This is a genomic window from Polynucleobacter sp. SHI8 (assembly GCF_027944005.1).
GTDB lineage: Bacteria > Pseudomonadota > Gammaproteobacteria > Burkholderiales > Burkholderiaceae > Polynucleobacter.
In genome coordinates, this window is record NZ_AP027204.1 from 2,236,216 (window position 1) to 2,252,755 (window position 16,540).

General features: G+C 40.1%; 12 protein-coding genes. 5 read left to right on the forward strand and 7 right to left on the reverse strand.

Annotated elements, in window-relative coordinates; all coding sequences use genetic code 11:
* Nucleotides 1-2: 2 nt before the first annotated feature.
* The 4 genes from ubiE to QMN06_RS11205 all read right to left on the reverse strand — a co-directional run bounded on the left by ubiE (nt 3) and on the right by QMN06_RS11205 (nt 5,535).
* The gene (gene ubiE, locus QMN06_RS11190) at nt 3-734 is read right to left on the reverse strand and encodes a bifunctional demethylmenaquinone methyltransferase/2-methoxy-6-polyprenyl-1,4-benzoquinol methylase UbiE (protein ID WP_281970199.1); all 732 of its coding nucleotides are present in this window, start codon (nt 732-734) and stop codon (nt 3-5) included.
* A gap of 15 nt (nt 735-749) precedes the next feature.
* On the reverse strand, nt 750-1,121 hold the full coding sequence (locus QMN06_RS11195; RefSeq protein WP_281971779.1) for a DUF971 domain-containing protein: 372 nt from the start codon (nt 1,119-1,121) through the stop codon (nt 750-752).
* Nucleotides 1,121-4,960 (reverse strand): FAD/FMN-binding oxidoreductase, encoded by a 3,840-nt coding sequence (locus QMN06_RS11200; RefSeq protein WP_281970200.1) that lies wholly within the window; start codon nt 4,958-4,960, stop codon nt 1,121-1,123. Before QMN06_RS11200 ends, QMN06_RS11195 begins: the two co-directional genes overlap by 1 nt.
* Before the next feature lie 80 nt (nt 4,961-5,040).
* Nucleotides 5,041-5,535, reverse strand: coding sequence for a YqaA family protein (locus QMN06_RS11205; RefSeq protein ID WP_281970201.1), 495 nt, complete (start codon nt 5,533-5,535; stop codon nt 5,041-5,043).
* Between the two features lie 36 nt (nt 5,536-5,571).
* On the opposite strand from QMN06_RS11205, the gene ilvA reads away from it, so the two are divergent.
* From ilvA to queF, 3 genes are read left to right on the forward strand one after another with little or no spacing between them, the layout of a single operon-like run.
* Nucleotides 5,572-7,092 (forward strand): threonine ammonia-lyase, biosynthetic, encoded by a 1,521-nt coding sequence (gene ilvA / locus QMN06_RS11210; RefSeq protein ID WP_281970202.1) that lies wholly within the window; start codon nt 5,572-5,574, stop codon nt 7,090-7,092.
* Nucleotides 7,093-7,095: 3 nt separating this feature from the next.
* A complete protein-coding gene (locus tag QMN06_RS11215; RefSeq protein ID WP_281970203.1) occupies nt 7,096-8,010 on the forward strand; it encodes a 5'-nucleotidase in 915 nt (304 codons plus the stop codon).
* Nucleotides 8,007-8,858 (forward strand): NADPH-dependent 7-cyano-7-deazaguanine reductase QueF, encoded by an 852-nt coding sequence (queF, locus tag QMN06_RS11220; protein WP_281970204.1) that lies wholly within the window; start codon nt 8,007-8,009, stop codon nt 8,856-8,858. The genes QMN06_RS11215 and queF overlap by 4 nt, the downstream gene beginning before the upstream one ends.
* A 28-nt stretch (nt 8,859-8,886) precedes the next feature.
* On the opposite strand, the gene ssb is transcribed toward queF, so the two are convergent.
* Nucleotides 8,887-9,333, reverse strand: coding sequence for a single-stranded DNA-binding protein (gene ssb / locus QMN06_RS11225; RefSeq protein ID WP_281970205.1), 447 nt, complete (start codon nt 9,331-9,333; stop codon nt 8,887-8,889).
* A 92-nt stretch (nt 9,334-9,425) separates the two neighbouring features.
* Nucleotides 9,426-10,625 (reverse strand): MFS transporter, encoded by a 1,200-nt coding sequence (locus QMN06_RS11230; protein ID WP_281970206.1) that lies wholly within the window; start codon nt 10,623-10,625, stop codon nt 9,426-9,428.
* Between the two features lie 36 nt (nt 10,626-10,661).
* Here QMN06_RS11230 and uvrA point away from each other — a divergent pair, with 36 nt between their 5' ends.
* The gene (uvrA, locus tag QMN06_RS11235) at nt 10,662-13,517 is read left to right on the forward strand and encodes an excinuclease ABC subunit UvrA (protein WP_281970207.1); all 2,856 of its coding nucleotides are present in this window, start codon (nt 10,662-10,664) and stop codon (nt 13,515-13,517) included.
* On the opposite strand, the gene QMN06_RS11240 is transcribed toward uvrA, so the two are convergent.
* Nucleotides 13,501-15,525, reverse strand: coding sequence for a cation:proton antiporter (locus tag QMN06_RS11240; protein ID WP_281970208.1), 2,025 nt, complete (start codon nt 15,523-15,525; stop codon nt 13,501-13,503). The two genes, uvrA and QMN06_RS11240, sit on opposite strands and share 17 nt — an antisense overlap.
* Before the next feature lie 12 nt (nt 15,526-15,537).
* On the opposite strand from QMN06_RS11240, the gene QMN06_RS11245 reads away from it, so the two are divergent.
* Complete coding sequence (locus tag QMN06_RS11245; protein ID WP_281970209.1) at nt 15,538-16,533, forward strand: KpsF/GutQ family sugar-phosphate isomerase; 996 nt, start codon at nt 15,538-15,540, stop codon at nt 16,531-16,533.
* The last annotated feature ends 7 nt before the right edge of the window (nt 16,534-16,540 follow it).

Below are 16,540 nucleotides of genomic sequence, written 5' to 3' on the forward strand. Positions count from 1 at the left end.
GATTAATACTTATAGCCAATATGTAAGGCAACAATGCCACCGGATAGTGGATGAACTTCCACTTGATCAAAACCAGCCTCTAACATCATTCCCTTCAAAGTTTCTTGATCAGGGTGCATGCGAATAGACTCTGCTAAATAACGATAACTTTGAGCATCACCTGCTATTTTTTCACCAAGCCAAGGTAATACCTTGAAGGAATATAAATCATAGATGGGTTTGATCAGATCAATTGGCTGAGAAAACTCTAACACCATAGTTTTGCCACCAGGTTTAGTCACTCGACACATTTCTTTCAGAGCAATTTCCTTATGTGTCATGTTGCGTAAGCCAAAGGAAACAGTAACTAAATCAAAATGATTTTTAGAAAATGGTATTTTTTCAGCGTCCAATTGAACGCACGGAATAATTGCGCCAAGGTCAACCAGTCGATCTCTACCAACTTTTAGCATTGAAGAGTTGATATCACTAAGCCACACCTCTCCAGTTTTTCCAGCTTTTTTTGAAAAAGCTAAGGCTAAATCTCCAGTACCACCTGCAATATCTAAAACCTTTTGACCAGGTAAAACATTTGCACTAGCTATAGTAAACATTTTCCAAATCCGATGCAGTCCCATCGACATTAAGTCGTTCATTAAGTCGTAATTACTCGCTACAGAATGAAAGACCCCAGCTACTTTTTCTGCTTTTTTTGACTCATCAACTTTTTCAAATCCAAAATGGGTCTGTGCCATCTATATTCCTAAAATTTATTTTTTCATTGGCGCATCACGGTCTAAGCCAGCCGCAGCCAACTTATCCAAATGCTCTTGCCAAATTTGATCATGATTCAGACAAAGCTCATGCAAATAATCCCATGAGAATAGTCCTGAGTCATGACCATCGGTAAAGGTAGGTTTGATAGCGTAATGGCCTACTGGTTCAACGCTTAAAATACTGACATTGCGCTTGCCGGTTTGAAGTGTCTCTTGACCCGGTCCATGACCTCTGACTTCTGCTGATGGAGACACAACTCTTAAAAACTCAAATGGCAATCGATAGTTATTACCATCTTCATAACCAAGTTCAAGAACTTTTGACTGTTGATGAACAACAATCGACTGTGGGACTAATGGTTTCATCAAACAAGCACTCTTTCAATACCGCCGGAATTGGCACTATTAACATAATCAGCCATCCAATTTTCGCCTAACAAATGGCGAGCCATTTCAACCACAATATAGTCAGCAGTCGTTCCTGAATCATCATTAAAACGAGACAGTCCTTGTAAACATGACGGGCAACTCGTAAGAACTTTCACATTGCCAGTAAAGCCATCATCATGAAGAGCTTCAGCGCCTTTAACCATCTCTTCTTCTTTTCTGAAACGAATTTGCGTAGAAATGTCTGGTCTAGTTAACGCTAAGGTTCCTGACTCTCCACAACAGCGATCATTTTTTTTAATTAAATTCTGATCTTCCGTTTGAATAATTTGATTAACTGTTTTTAAAGGATCTTGCAGCTTCATTGGTGAATGACAAGGATCATGATACATATACCTAGTTCCCTGAACACCAGTCAATTTGATGTTTTTCTCAAGCAAAAATTCGTGAATATCAATGATTCTGCATCCAGGGAAAATCTTGTCAAACTCATAACCAGCTAATTGATCGTAGCAAGTCCCACATGAAACCACTACGGTTTTAATGTCTAAATAATTTAAGGTATTAGCCACACGATGGAATAAAACCCGATTATCGGTGATCATTTTTTCCGCTTTATCAAAATCTCCGGAACCACGTTGAGGATATCCACAGCATAAATAACCTGGCGGCAAAACTGTTTGTACACCGGCCTCCCAAAGCATCGCTTGGGTAGCTAGGCCCACTTGAGAAAAAAGTCGCTCAGATCCACACCCCGGGAAATAAAAGACAGCTTCAGAATCCACAGAGGTCGTTTTTGGATTTCGAATAATAGGTACTATTTCAGAATCCTCGATATCCAAGAGCGCCCGCGCTGTCTTTTTCGGTAAATTACCTGGCATTTTCTTGTTGATGAAGTGAATCACCTGTTCTTGAATCACAGGCTTGCCAAGAGAGAGTGCTGGGGCACTTGTTTGTTTTTTTGCTAATGATTTAAATAAATCATGACCTATACGCTGGGCTTTGTAGCCCCAATCAATCATCACGGTTCTAGCCAACTTAATGGTTTCAGGATTGGAGGCGTTTAAAAAGAACATAGCAGCACTTGAGCCAATATTAAATTTCTTTTTTCCCATTTTGCGCAATAAATTACGCATGTTCATGGTGACATCACCAAAATCAATTTTGACTGGGCACGGGGTTAAACATTTATGGCAAACCGTACAATGAGCTGCAACATCATCGAACTCATCCCAATGTTTAATGGAAATACCTCGACGAGTCTGCTCTTCGTACAAAAATGCTTCTATTAAAAGTGATGTTGCAAGAATCTTATTACGCGGGCTGTAATGTAAGTTGGCGCGTGGCACATGGGTTGCGCAAACAGGTTTACATTTGCCACAACGTAGGCAGTCTTTAATACTCTCTGAAATCGCCCCAATATCGCTTTGTTGCATAATCAAGGACTCGTGCCCCATGAGTCCAAAGCTAGGTGTATAAGCTTTATGTAAATCACCACCTGGCATTAACTTACCTTTATTGAATCGTCCTTCAGGGTCAATTTTTAATTTGTAGGCACGGAATTCTTTTAACTCTTCATCAGTTAAATACTCAAGCTTAGTGATACCAATCCCATGCTCTCCGGAAATGACTCCATCAAGCGATCTTGCTAGCACCATAATTCTGCCAACGACTTCATGAGCCTCTTGCATCATTTCATAGTCATCCGAATTCACGGGTAAATTCGTATGAACATTGCCATCACCAGCATGCATATGCAGCGCAACAAAGACTCGTTTTCTTAATATTTTTTTATGGATTACAAGACACTCTGCAACTATTGGAGCAAATGCCACTCCCATAAATATTTGCTTGAGTTGTTCACGCACCTCTAACTTCCAAGATACGCGAATACTTCGATCTTGTAATTTCTCGAAATAATGATCTAGCTGTTGAGCATATTCGCCCCATCTAGAGCGTACTTCACACAACATATTTAATGCCTGGGTTACTCGATCTTCCAATATTTCCGCAGAAGGAATCTCCGATGCATCATCCGATTTACCCAATACAAGATTGCCTTTGACAAAATAATCCTCGAGAGCGTCTAATAATAAAAGTTTGTTTTTAATAGACAATTCAATATTTATTTTTTCGATGCCATCGGTGTATTCCCCCATTCTTGGCAAAGGAATAACTACGTCTTCATTAATCTTGAATGCATTTGTATGGCGTGAGATAGCGGCAGTTCTGGATCGATCGAGCCAAAACTTCTTTCTAGCTTCAGGGCTTATGGCAATAAATCCCTCACCTACACGATTGTTTGCAATACGAATCACTTCGCTCGCTGCAGTTGCGACTAAATCTGCATCATCCCCAACAATGTCGCCAATTAAAACCATTTTAGGTAATACATTGCGCTTTGATTTTGTTGTGTAGTCAACAGCCTTTAGGTATTTTTCATCTAAATGTTCAAGACCGGCGAGAACTGCTCCGCCTTTTTTGGTTTGCTCATCAAGGTAATTTTTGACTTCAACAATACTTGGAATTGCATCCCGTGCTTGGCCAAAAAATTCTAGGCAAACCGTCCGTATTTCTTTGGGCATCCGGTGGAGTACCCATTTAGCACTCGTAATTAAGCCATCACAACCTTCTTTTTGAACACCTGGTAAGCCCGATAAAAATTTATCTGTCACGTCTTTACCTAGGCCTACTTTTCTGAAACGCTTACCTTCAATGGCTAAGATTTCTGTTTTCAGAATGCTCTTACCTGGGGCCTGTCTGCCATCAGACCAAGTTAATTCAAAAGTAGCGACAGGTGCATCATGAATTTTGCTCAAATTATGATCGAGACGCAGAATTTCTAACCAATTACCCTCGGTGTCAACCATTCTCCACCAAAGCAAATTATCGAGTGCGGTACCCCATAAAACTGCTTTTTTTCCACCCGCATTCATGGCAATATTTCCACCTATGCAACTTGCTTCTAATGACGTCGGATCGACAGCAAACACAAGCCCACTTTTATCAGCGGCGTCAGAAACCCTTTTGGTAACGACTCCAGCCTCGGTAAATATAGTTCCAACACCCCTATCCACTCCAGGAATTTTGCCAAATTCGACAGGCATCATTTTTTCTAATTTCTCAGTATTAATGACAGCTGACATGGGTGTTAAAGGAATTGCACCGCCCGTATAGCCAGTTCCACCCCCTCTAGGAATAATCGTTAAACCAAGCTCAATACAAGCTTTTACAATTCCAGGAATTTCTAATTCGCTATCTGGGGTGATAACAACAAAGGGGTACTCGACTCGCCAATCTGTAGCGTCAGTAACATGCGATACCCTTACAAAACCATCAAATCCTATGTTGTCTTGTGCAGTGATTTTCCCTAACACTTTGCGCGCTTGGATTCTTAAAAGCTTTGCTTTTTCAAAGTCACTTGCAAAATTTTTAACTGCTTGACGCGCAGAACTTACTAGATAAGAGACCTTTTCCTCTAACTGCTGAGTAATCCGTTTTTCAACTTCACTGAGTCGATGATTCAGGGCATCAATCAAAGATTTGAGGCGCTTGGGGTTATCTAAAAGATCATCTTGTAAATAAGGGTTACGGTTGACTACCCAAATATCGCCTAAAACTTCATACAGCATTCTTGCGGAACGACCTGTTTTACGCTCACTTCTCAGGCTGTCAAGGGCATCCCATGCCTGCGTACCTAATATACGAATGACAATCTCACGATCAGAAAATGATGTGTAGTTGTAGGGAATTTCTCGGAGTCTTACGGGCTGACTCTTTAAATTCTGGGGCGGTTCAAAGTAAATGGGAGCGTTCATAGTGTTTTGACCTAAAAGACTATTCTAATTGAGGGTGAAATTCTTTGCTAATTTTTCTCAATACAGCATTTTTGTCTTTTTTAAGCAAATAAAGTCCCTAGAGAGTTATTGCTCCATAAATAGATACAGGCAATAACTAAATATCTCAGGGTTTTACCAATCAACATGTAAATACAACATGGCCAAAAGGGTAATTTTGACCATCCTGCGAAAATGGTTAAAGGGTCTCCAATGATTGGTAACCATGAAAAAAGTAAGCTTTTAGAGCCTAATTGACGTAAATATGCACTCAATTTGCTAGTTGGTATATTTTTTGAGTGGAGAATGGAATCTTTAGCATTTTTGGCAAAATAACCAATATGCCAATTAACTACTCCTCCAAGGATATTCCCTAAGCTAGCGACTGCGATCAAAGACCATACATTTTCAGGAAACTGAATTAAATAAGCAAAAAATACAGCCTCAGAACTAAAAGGTAGCAGAGTAGCCGCTAAAAATGACATTACTCCAACGGATGTTAAACCCACCCAAGGGACTGAAACTGCCTGTAAAAGGGCTTGAATTGAGGATTCCATACGTTATTCTAGTTGCTCTATGATAATCTTCTGTCTATGCAAAACGACTATTTACGAAAAATTTTAAATGCCAAGGTCTATGATGTAGCTCGAGAAACTGAACTTGAGCATGCTCAACACTTGTCTACACGCCTGAATAACAATATTCTTTTAAAGAGAGAAGATAATCAGCCCGTCTTTTCATTTAAATTGCGAGGGGCCTATAACAAAATGGCTCATCTAAGCAAGGATCAACTTGCAAAAGGTGTGATTGCCGCATCGGCAGGTAATCACGCTCAAGGTGTCGCAATGGGAGCCGCTAAACTTGAGTGTCTTGCTACGATTGTGATGCCTATTACCACTCCGCAGGTCAAAATTGATGCGGTAAAAGATCGTGGTGGAAAATGGGTAAAGGTCGTTCTCTTTGGTGAATCCTATAATGATGCATATGATCATGCCCTGCAATTAGAAGAAAAAAATAACCTAACGTTTGTTCACCCCTTTGATGATCCAGATGTTATTGCAGGCCAAGGCACTATCGCCATGGAGATTCTGCGTCAATATCAAGGCCCCATTGAAGCCATTTTTGTAGCGATCGGTGGTGGAGGTCTCATTGCAGGTATTGGTTCGTACATCAAAGCGATTCGTCCTGAAATAAAAATTATCGGTGTTCAAACAGTCGATTCCGATGCCATGAAACGCTCCATTGAAGCGGGTAAACGTATTACCCTGAAAGATGTAGGGCTCTTTTCCGACGGCACTGCAGTGAAATTAGTTGGTAAAGAAACTTTTAAAATTTGCCAAGAAGTAGTAGATGAAATTATCACCGTCGATACAGATGCCATCTGTGCAGCAATTAATGATGTATTTACAGACACACGAAGTATCTTAGAGCCAGCTGGAGCATTATCCATTGCAGGTTTAAAAGCTTATGTGGCAAAAAACAAATGCACGGGTAAAACATTTATTAGCATCGCCTGTGGTGCTAATATGAATTTTAGTCGTCTACGATTCGTGGCCGAAAGGGCTGACGTTGGCGAATCTAAGGAGGCCGTATTTGCAATCACTATCCCAGAAGAACGGGGCTCTTTTAAACGTTTTTGTTCCTTGATTGGAACTAGAAATGTCACCGAATTTAACTACCGAATTTCTGATGCAAAACATGCCTATATTTTTATTGGGATCTCTACTCAAAAACAAGGTGATAGTGCCCATATTGCAAAAGAATTTATCAAATCAGGTTTTGACACGATTGACCTAACAACGGATGAATTAGCCAAGTCTCATCTCAGACATATGGTTGGCGGGAGATCTACACTAGCAGATGATGAATTACTCTACCGCTTTGAATTTCCAGAACGACCTGGTGCACTGATGAATTTTTTAAATGCAATGTCCCCTCACTGGAACATCAGCCTGTTTCATTACCGTAACCATGGGGCCGATTATGGGAAAATTTTGGTAGGGCTTCAAGTTCCGAAAAAAAATAATAAAGAGTTTAAGGATTTTCTTAAGGGGACTGGTTATCGCTATTGGGATGAAAGTGAGCACCCTGCCTATCAACTCTTTTTAAAATAATTTATGAGTTTTTCACTATCAGGCAAACTCGTCGTAGCCATTTCCTCAAGGGCCTTATTCGACTTTGAGGAAGAAAACCGAGTTTTTGAGGCTACTAATGATGGCGCTTACATGCGTGTTCAACAAGAACGCCTAGCCATTCCTGCTAAAGCTGGAGTGGCATTTCCTTTAGTACAAAAATTATTGCAATTTAATACTGAGCATGAGGCTCGTGTCGAAGTAGTCATTCTTTCAAGAAATGACCCTGTCAGTGGGCTGCGCGTTTTCCGCTCTGCTGAGTATGCCGGTCTTAAATTAGAGCGCGGTGTTTTTACAAGGGGCAGGCCACCGTATCATTACCTAAGATCTCTACATGCTAATTTATTTTTATCGGCTAATGAAAATGATGTAAGAGAAACAATACTAGCCGGTTTTCCTGCAGCATTGGTATATCCACAATCGGTAAAAATTGCAGAATCTAATCCGCAAGAAATACGTATTGCATTCGATGGTGACGCTGTTTTATTTTCTGATGAGTCAGAAAGAATATTTCAAGCGAAAGGTTTAGACGCGTTTGTTAAGCATGAAACCCATTTGGCACAAACACCTCTGCCACCAGGTCCTTTTAAACCTCTGTTAGAGGCTCTTCATCAATTACAAAACTCCAGCCCAAAATCAGCTATGCGTATACGAACAGCCCTTGTGACTGCAAGATCTGCGCCAGCTCATGAAAGAGCAATTCGAACACTGATGAGTTGGGGAGTCGACATTGATGAAGCCATGTTTCTTGGTGGTTTAAATAAGTCTGATTTTTTAAGAGAGTTTGCGCCTGATTTTTTCTTTGATGATCAAACGGGCCATTGTGAAGCTGCTGCAGAGGTTGCGCCCACAGGCCAAGTTATTTCAGGCATCACCAATAAGCCAGGTAATCAGGTATGACAGATCAATTAAACCACTTGGGTCATCTGTCAGATGCGCCTCTAGGGAAAACCAGCTCCAATCCTGATAAATATAGTCCCGAACTACTATTCCCAATATCTCGAAGTACGCATCGCGCGCTTTTACAATACGGAAATACCTTGCCCTTTATGGGGGTTGATATTTGGAATGCCTATGAATTATCTTGGTTAGGTCCCAGAGGTAAGCCAGAAGTGGCAATAGCTCAAATTGAAATCCCTTTTGATTCACCTTACATAGTTGAATCTAAATCTCTGAAGCTGTATCTAAATAGCCTAAATTACGAACGATTTTCAAGTGCGGAAGAAGTTAAATTACAAATTTCTAAGGATTTATCTGCAAGTAGTCAAAGTAATGTCACCGTTACTCTTTTGAGTCCTTTAGAGTGGTCTAAGCTCTCCTTTGGCGAACCTGAAGGAACTTTGCTAGACCGACTTGACATTCAAATCGAGCCTCAAGATTTGCCAAACCCAGAATGGTTAACGTCTGAGACAAGCTCAGCGCCAGTTGAAGAAACACTTTTTTCTCATCTATTAAGAAGCAATTGTCCAGTAACCGGTCAACCAGATTGGGCAAGTATCATTATTCACTATGCAGGTCCCGCAATCAATCAAGAAAATTTATTACGTTACATTATTTCTTATCGCAATCATCAAGAATTTCATGAGCATTGTGTAGAAAAAATATTTTGTGACATCAAAGCAAAATGTAAAACGGCAAGACTGTATGTTTACGCTAGATATACCCGCCGTGGCGGTCTAGATATCAATCCTTTTAGAACAGATTTCAACACCTCTTGGCCAAAAAATAAAAGGCTTGCTAGGCAATAGCAAGCCTTTAGTTTGATATTTACGCCTCTCAGAATGGAATATCATCATCCATTTGACCAAGACTTGAACTAGCGGAGTTAGAGATTTCAGGTCTTTCTTTTGCATAGCTTGGTGCAGAAGAGCCTCCACCAGTATCGCCCATTTTTCCACCTAACATTTGCATTGAATCTGCCACAATTTCTGTAGAATATTTTTCAACCCCAGCCTGATCAGTGTATTTTCTTGTGCGAAGCTTACCCTCTACATATACTTGGGAACCTTTTTTTAAATATTGACCAGCAATTTCTGCTAGTTTTCCAAAAAAGGTAATACGATGCCACTCGGTCGTTTCTTTCATTTCACCTGTGGCTTTATCCTTATAACGGTCGGAGGTTGCTACAGATATGTTCGTCAGCGCATCACCACTTGGTAAAACACGAGTTTCTGGATCTCTTCCAATATTTCCTACGATGATTACTTTATTTACTGATGCCATAACACTCTCCCGAATTAATTGATACCGAACTTACGAATCAAAACATTGTATCTCGAACTAGAAATAGAACAAAGACCCCTTCATACCCATTTTTATTTCATTTTCACTTTGGGAGGAAGCTCTGACATCTTCGCTGCAATTATAAGCCACACAATTAATAAAACAGCGTCCATTTCAAAGATGGCTAAACTTCCGAAACCCCCATAAACAGCGCCACCTATAATGCCCCCTAAGAACAATCCAATGGACATGGTGGTGTTATAAACACCGAGCCCAGCGCCACGATTATCCCCAGCAAATCGTGAGACCAAGGAAGGCTGTAGCGACTCTAATAAGTTAAATCCAATAAAAAATAAAAATAATCCAAAACTAATTGTCCAAATATTTTGGTAATTTCCGAAAATGATGACACCAAAATAAGTTTGAGCTACCAACATAAATACAACGGAAACTTTTAAAAGATACGCTAACCGATTCTGTTTTTCCGCGCGCATTAACATCGGTGCCATGACCACTATAGAGGCTATTAAAACGGATAGATAAACTTTCCAATGGTCACTTGAAGCCAGATCATTACTTACTAACATACTAGGAATGACCAAAAATAACGCAACTTGTGAGGCATGCAAAATTAAAACTCCAATATTTAATCGAAAAAGTTCTGGATCTTTAAGAACTTTCATAAATCGACTTACATTGGACGTTGTACCTGCGGGTTGAGGTGCAAATGAGATGGGGGCACTAGGTACTACTTTCCAGGCCACCAAAATCGCCAAAACACCCAATAGAGCCATCATCCCAAAAATACCCGGCATCCCCAAAGACTTGTAAAGCGGTGCCGCAATTACGATAGAGATTGCAAAACTGATTGCAATACTCCCTCCAATTAGGGCCATCGCACGAGTTCTGATTTCTTCTCTAGTTAAATCAGCAACCCAAGCTGTAATTGCAGCAGAAATTGCTCCTGCCCCCTGAATAGCGCGTCCAGCCAAAATCCAATATAAATCATCATGTGAAGCTGCAATCATTGCGCCCAATACGAATAAGCCTAAACCCCCAATAACTACAATTCTGCGCCCTACTCGGTCTGAAAGGATACCCAGGGGAATATGGAAAAATGCTTGTACCATGCCATAAATACCGATAGTTGTACCCACTAAAAGGGCATTATCCCCGTGAGGTAGGCCATGGGCGTGTAAACTAAAAATCGGTAAGATTAAGAATAAACCCAGCATTCTCAAGGCAAAAATGCCTGATAAAGATAAAGATGCGCGTAGTTCTGACGAATTCATAAGAAAAGACTATATTAATGAGTTGAGCTGATAATTATGAACGATACTATACAAATCCGAGGTGCTCGCACCCACAATTTAAAAAACATCAATCTAGACATCCCTAGAAACCAATTAGTTGTCATTACTGGTTTATCTGGATCTGGAAAGAGTTCTTTAGCGTTTGACACCCTATACGCTGAGGGTCAGCGTCGATATGTTGAATCACTTTCAGCATATGCAAGGCAGTTTCTGCAACTCATGGACAAGCCTGATGTTGATTCCATCGAGGGCTTATCTCCAGCAATTTCTATCGAGCAAAAGGCCACCAGTCACAACCCAAGATCCACAGTTGGAACTGTTACTGAAATACATGATTATTTAAGATTATTATTTGCACGAGCTGGAACACCTCATTGTCCAGAACATCATTTGGCTTTGGAGGCACAAAGCATCTCTCAAATGGTAGACCATATTTTAGCGATGCCGGAAGATACAAAATTAATGATCCTTGCTCCCGTTATAAGTAATCGCAAAGGGGAGTTTGCGGACTTATTTGAAGATTTACAATCACAAGGCTTTGTAAGGTTCAGAATACGAAGTGGCGGTGGCACGACCCATATAGCCAAACCCATGGTTCACGAAGTTGATCAATTACCAACTCTTAAAAAAACGGATAAACACTCGATTGAAGTAGTGGTTGACCGAATCAAAGTCAAACAAGATATTAAACAAAGATTAGCTGAATCGCTTGAAACAGCTCTTCGCCTAGCCGATGGTCGAGTATTAGCAGTCAATATGGATACGGATGAAGAGTTTTTATTTTCTAATAAATTTGCCTGCCCAGTTTGCTCATTTGCCCTACAAGAACTAGAACCAAGATTATTTTCTTTTAATAATCCGATGGGTGCTTGCCCAAGTTGTGATGGTCTAGGGCATGTATCTTTTTTTGACCCAAAAAGAATCGTCGCACACCCAGAACTATCGATGGCTTCAGGTGCAATTAAAGGCTGGGATCGACGCAATCAATTTTATTTCAGAATGCTACAAAATTTAGCTGACTATGCTAAATTTGATTTAGAAAAACCATTTGAATCACTGGCCAAAAAAGCTCAGGATTTAATTTTGTATGGTTCAGGTCAAACAAAAATACCCTTCGAATACTTGAACGAAAAAGGGGTTGCCATTTCTAAGCCACATTCCTTCGAGGGCATTATTTCCAATTTTGAAAGACGTTATCGAGAAACTGATTCGATTGCAGTCAAAGAAGAGTTGGCGCGTTACCAAAATATTCAAACATGCCCTGAATGTGAAGGTAGCCGCCTTCGTAAGGAAGCAAGATTTGTAAAAGTTGGCGAAGGTGAACAAAGCAGAGCAATTTTTGAAGTCAGTAATCTGCCACTTAAAGAAGCTTATTTATATTTTTCCTCTCTTGAGTTAAAAGGATCTAAACGGGAAATTGCTGACCGGATTATTAAAGAAATTTCTGCTCGACTGAAGTTTTTAAACGATGTGGGACTTAATTATTTATCCTTAGATCGAAGTGCTGACACCTTATCAGGCGGAGAAGCACAACGCATTCGCTTAGCTTCACAAATCGGCTCAGGTCTTACCGGTGTTATGTATGTTTTAGATGAGCCATCTATTGGCCTTCATCAACGTGATAATGATCGTCTTATTAAAACTTTAGTCCACCTGCGTGATTTAGGCAACTCCGTTCTTGTGGTCGAACATGATGAAGATATGATTCGCTCTTCTGATTATGTAATAGATATAGGGCCCGGGGCTGGAGTACATGGCGGCAAGGTTGTTGCTATAGGAACGCCTGCAGAAATAGAAAAAAATGAAGTCTCCTTAACCGGTCAATATTTGAGTGGTAAGAAAAGCATATCGATTCCCACCGCAAGAAGAAAACCAAGTGATCGGTGGATTACCATCCAGGGTGCAAGTGGCAATAATCTTAGAGATGTAACTGCGAAGATTCCGGTAGGTCTTCTCACTTGTATCACTGGTGTGTCTGGATCAGGAAAATCTACACTTATTAATGACACTTTACACCATGTGGTTGCCAAGCATTTATATGGATCCGTTGCAGAGCCTTCGCCTTATACGGAGATTGACGGTCTTGAGCATTTCGATAAGATTATTAGCGTAGACCAGTCTCCTATTGGCAGAACACCACGATCAAATCCAGCAACCTATACTGGTTTATTTACCCCTATACGAGAGCTTTTTGCTGGTGTTCCAGCATCTCGTGAACGTGGTTATGAAGTGGGTAGATTCTCTTTCAATGTCAAAGGTGGTAGGTGTGAGACCTGTGAAGGCGATGGCGTAATCAAGGTAGAAATGCATTTTTTACCTGATGTCTACGTGCCCTGCGATGTCTGCCATGGCAAACGCTATAACCGTGAAACTCTGGATGTGCGCTATAAGGGCAAAAACATTCATGAAGTTTTATCGATGACGATTGAGCAAGCTTTTGAATTCTTTGAAGCAGTTCCAGTAGTTAAGCGTAAATTAAAAACCTTACTTGATGTCGGTTTAGGCTATGTAAAACTTGGACAAAGCGCGACAACTCTATCTGGTGGTGAAGCACAACGTGTAAAACTTTCGTTAGAATTATCTAAACGCGATACAGGTCGAACTTTATATATTTTGGATGAGCCCACTACTGGACTTCACTTCCAAGATATTCAATTATTACTCGAAGTCATTTTTTCCTTGAGAGAACAAGGTAATACCATACTGATTATTGAACATAATCTAGATGTCATTAAAACTGCTGATTGGATTATTGACATGGGTCCTGAAGGCGGTTCAGGCGGCGGTCTAATTATTGCCGAAGGTAGTCCAGAAACTGTAGTCAAGGTCAAAGGAAGTTATACAGGTAAATATCTCAAACCTTTACTTTGATTTTTGCTTTAACTTTAATGGCTTTTGTAATTAATTTTTCAGCTTTGTGCAAGGTTTCAACATTTCCTGATAAAACAAGGATATCTTCTGACTCTAGAAGAAGCTCAGGGGAAGGCTCTAATTTTGTATATGCCTTTTGACCGTTAAGCTTTCGCCTTACATTTTGTACCACTACGCCAAAATTTTCTACCCACTCTAAACTCTTGTTTACACCGTTCATTTGAGACTTCAAATGAACGGTACTTAACCTGATGGCATCAACATCATCAGCACCCTCTTCCTCAGTGCTTGGAAAATATCCTCGTAATTTTCCATATCGATCTTCCCTAGCCTGACTGACTTGCCTCATCACTCTGCGTAAAGGAACTCCCGCCAAAGATAAAACTTGTGCAGCTAACATGACACTACCTTCAGCTTTTTCTGGGATTACTTGTGTTGCCCCTGCCAAAATTAATTTATTCATTTCCGTATCATCTCTGGCTCGAACCAAAATGGGAATACCAGGATTTAATTCTTCAATTTGTTGAATCACTTTAATTGACTCTTGAACAGATCGAAAAGTAATCACAATTGCTTTTGCACGAACAATCCCTGCTGCAATCAAATTATTGGAGTTATGAGAAGCTCCATAAACAACTGATTTACCCGCTTCGCTTGCTTGGTGAACGCGAGCAGGATCTGAATCTAGTGCTAAATAACTGATACCTTCATTTTCTAACATCGTTGCTACATGCTGTCCACTTGCTCCAAACCCACAAATAATGACATGTTGGTCATTTTGAATGCTTTGAGCCACAATTTTTGTCAAGTCTACCGATTGACTAAACCATTCATTTTTAGAAAAACGAAGTGCGATGGAATTGCTATATTGAATCAATATCGGCGCCACTAACATAGATAACAACATCGCCGCTAATACTGCTTGAGATAAACTCGGATCAATCCAATCTAACTGGTCAATTTGATTGATTAAAACAAAACCAAATTCACCCGCCTGCGCTAAACAAATACCCGTCCGAATAGCAACCCCAGAGGAAGAGCCAAAGCGTCTTGCTAAACCAGCAATAATGATAAATTTAAAGATCAGTGCCGCAAAAAATAAAAATAAAACTAGGTGCAATTCCTTTATGACGGCATTTATATCGACCATCATCCCAACAGTAATGAAAAATAGCCCTAATAAAATGTCTCTAAATGAGGCGATTCCTTCCTCAACTTGATATCGATAAGGGGTCTCTGATATCAACATACCTGCCATAAAAGCCCCTAAAGCCATCGATAATCCAAAATAATAGGTGATGGCTGACATTCCTATTGCTATTAAAAAAACATTCAGCATAAATAACTCTTGGGATCGAAGGCTAGCAACAATGCGAAACCAGGAGCTAAATATTTTTTGTCCAACAAAAAATATCAGTACCAATGCAACGGCAATTTTTATTCCAGCAATCGAAAGTGCAAAAACTATATCACCTGGATTCTTACCAAGGGAGGGAATCAAAATTAAAAGTAAAATGACTACAAGATCCTGAAACAGCAGAACTCCAAGAACATTTTTTCCATGTTGGGTATCAAGTTCACCTTTTTCAGCAAGCGCTTTTACTACGATTGCAGTAGATGACATTGCCAATGCACCCCCTAGGGCAAATAAAACATGCCAGGGCAATACGATAGGTAGAACAAAACGCATAAAGTAACCAGCAGGAATTGCCAGTAACATGGTTAAAAATACTTGACTAACCCCAAATCCAAAGACGATATGACGCATAGCCATCAATTTGGTAAGATTGAATTCCAATCCAATTGAAAACATGAGAAAAACGACTCCAAATTCTGCAATATCTTTTACAGTTTCAGAATCAGGAGCAAATCCAAGGGCGTGGGGTCCAATAGCTAATCCGACCAGTAAGTAACCTAATATGGAAGGAAGCTTAAAAAATCTTGCGAGCAGAACTCCTCCTAGAGCGCAGGCAAGGAAAGTTAATATAATTTGCAAGATGGAAGGCATATACTACCTAATATGATAGACAAAGTTAATGAACATTACATTCAATTAGCAAAAGATACCTTAGAAATAGAAAATCAGGGTATTCATCAACTATTGGATAAATTTTCTGATGGGACATTTCAACAATCCTTTACCAATGCCATTAGCTTATTGCTTAAGTGCCATGGAAGAATCGTCGTATCTGGAATAGGTAAGTCTGGTCACATAGCAAATAAGATTGCTGCGACTTTTGCCTCAACTGGCTCCCCCGCATTTTTTGTTCATCCCGCAGAAGCTAGTCATGGTGACCTTGGCATGGTCCAACAAGCCGATGTTTTTTTAGCACTTTCCTATTCCGGGGAAACAGCTGAACTCCTAACAATTGTCCCACTTGTAAAAAGAATGGGGGCCAAATTAATAGCAATGACGGGCAATCCTCATTCAAAATTAGCTGAGCTCGCGGATGTCCATTTAGATGTTTCTGTTGCAAAAGAAGCTTGTCCATTGAATCTTGCCCCAACCACAAGCACTACCGTCAGTTTAGTTATGGGGGACGCCTTAGCCGTTGTTCTTTTAGATGCGAAAAACTTTAGTGCAGATGATTTTGCTCGATCTCATCCAGGTGGTAGCCTTGGAAAACGCTTATTAACTTATGTAAAAGACGTTATGCGTTCTGGCGATGAAGTCCCAAAAACAAGTATTCAAGCTCCACTTAAAGATGCCCTTTTAGAAATTTCCAAAAAACGACTGGGGATGACCGTCATTGTTGATGAGTCCAATCAGGTTTTAGGAATTTTTACTGACGGTGACTTGCGAAGACTTTTAGAAAAGACCTTAGACTTGGAGTCTATTCAACTGAAAGATGTAATTACGAAAAACCCTAAAACCATCACTAAAAATATTTTAGTTGCCCAAGCAGTGGAAATGATGGAAAGATTTCGAATTAATCACTTGATTGTTGTTGATGAAAATGGCCATGTAGAGGGGGCTTTAAACTTACATGACTTGTTAGCCTCTAAAATTATTTAATTTAAAG

Coding starts and splice junctions, on each gene's coding strand:
- ubiE (WP_281970199.1), bottom strand. CDS start 734: ATGGCACAGACCCATTTTGGATTTGAAAAAGTTGATGAGTCAAAAAAA.
- QMN06_RS11195 (WP_281971779.1), bottom strand. CDS start 1,121: ATGAAACCATTAGTCCCACAGTCGATTGTTGTTCATCAACAGTCAAAA.
- QMN06_RS11200 (WP_281970200.1), bottom strand. CDS start 4,960: ATGAACGCTCCCATTTACTTTGAACCGCCCCAGAATTTAAAGAGTCAG.
- QMN06_RS11205 (WP_281970201.1), bottom strand. CDS start 5,535: ATGGAATCCTCAATTCAAGCCCTTTTACAGGCAGTTTCAGTCCCTTGG.
- ilvA (WP_281970202.1), top strand. CDS start 5,572: ATGCAAAACGACTATTTACGAAAAATTTTAAATGCCAAGGTCTATGAT.
- QMN06_RS11215 (WP_281970203.1), top strand. CDS start 7,096: ATGAGTTTTTCACTATCAGGCAAACTCGTCGTAGCCATTTCCTCAAGG.
- queF (WP_281970204.1), top strand. CDS start 8,007: ATGACAGATCAATTAAACCACTTGGGTCATCTGTCAGATGCGCCTCTA.
- ssb (WP_281970205.1), bottom strand. CDS start 9,333: ATGGCATCAGTAAATAAAGTAATCATCGTAGGAAATATTGGAAGAGAT.
- QMN06_RS11230 (WP_281970206.1), bottom strand. CDS start 10,625: ATGAATTCGTCAGAACTACGCGCATCTTTATCTTTATCAGGCATTTTT.
- uvrA (WP_281970207.1), top strand. CDS start 10,662: ATGAACGATACTATACAAATCCGAGGTGCTCGCACCCACAATTTAAAA.
- QMN06_RS11240 (WP_281970208.1), bottom strand. CDS start 15,525: ATGCCTTCCATCTTGCAAATTATATTAACTTTCCTTGCCTGCGCTCTA.
- QMN06_RS11245 (WP_281970209.1), top strand. CDS start 15,538: ATGATAGACAAAGTTAATGAACATTACATTCAATTAGCAAAAGATACC.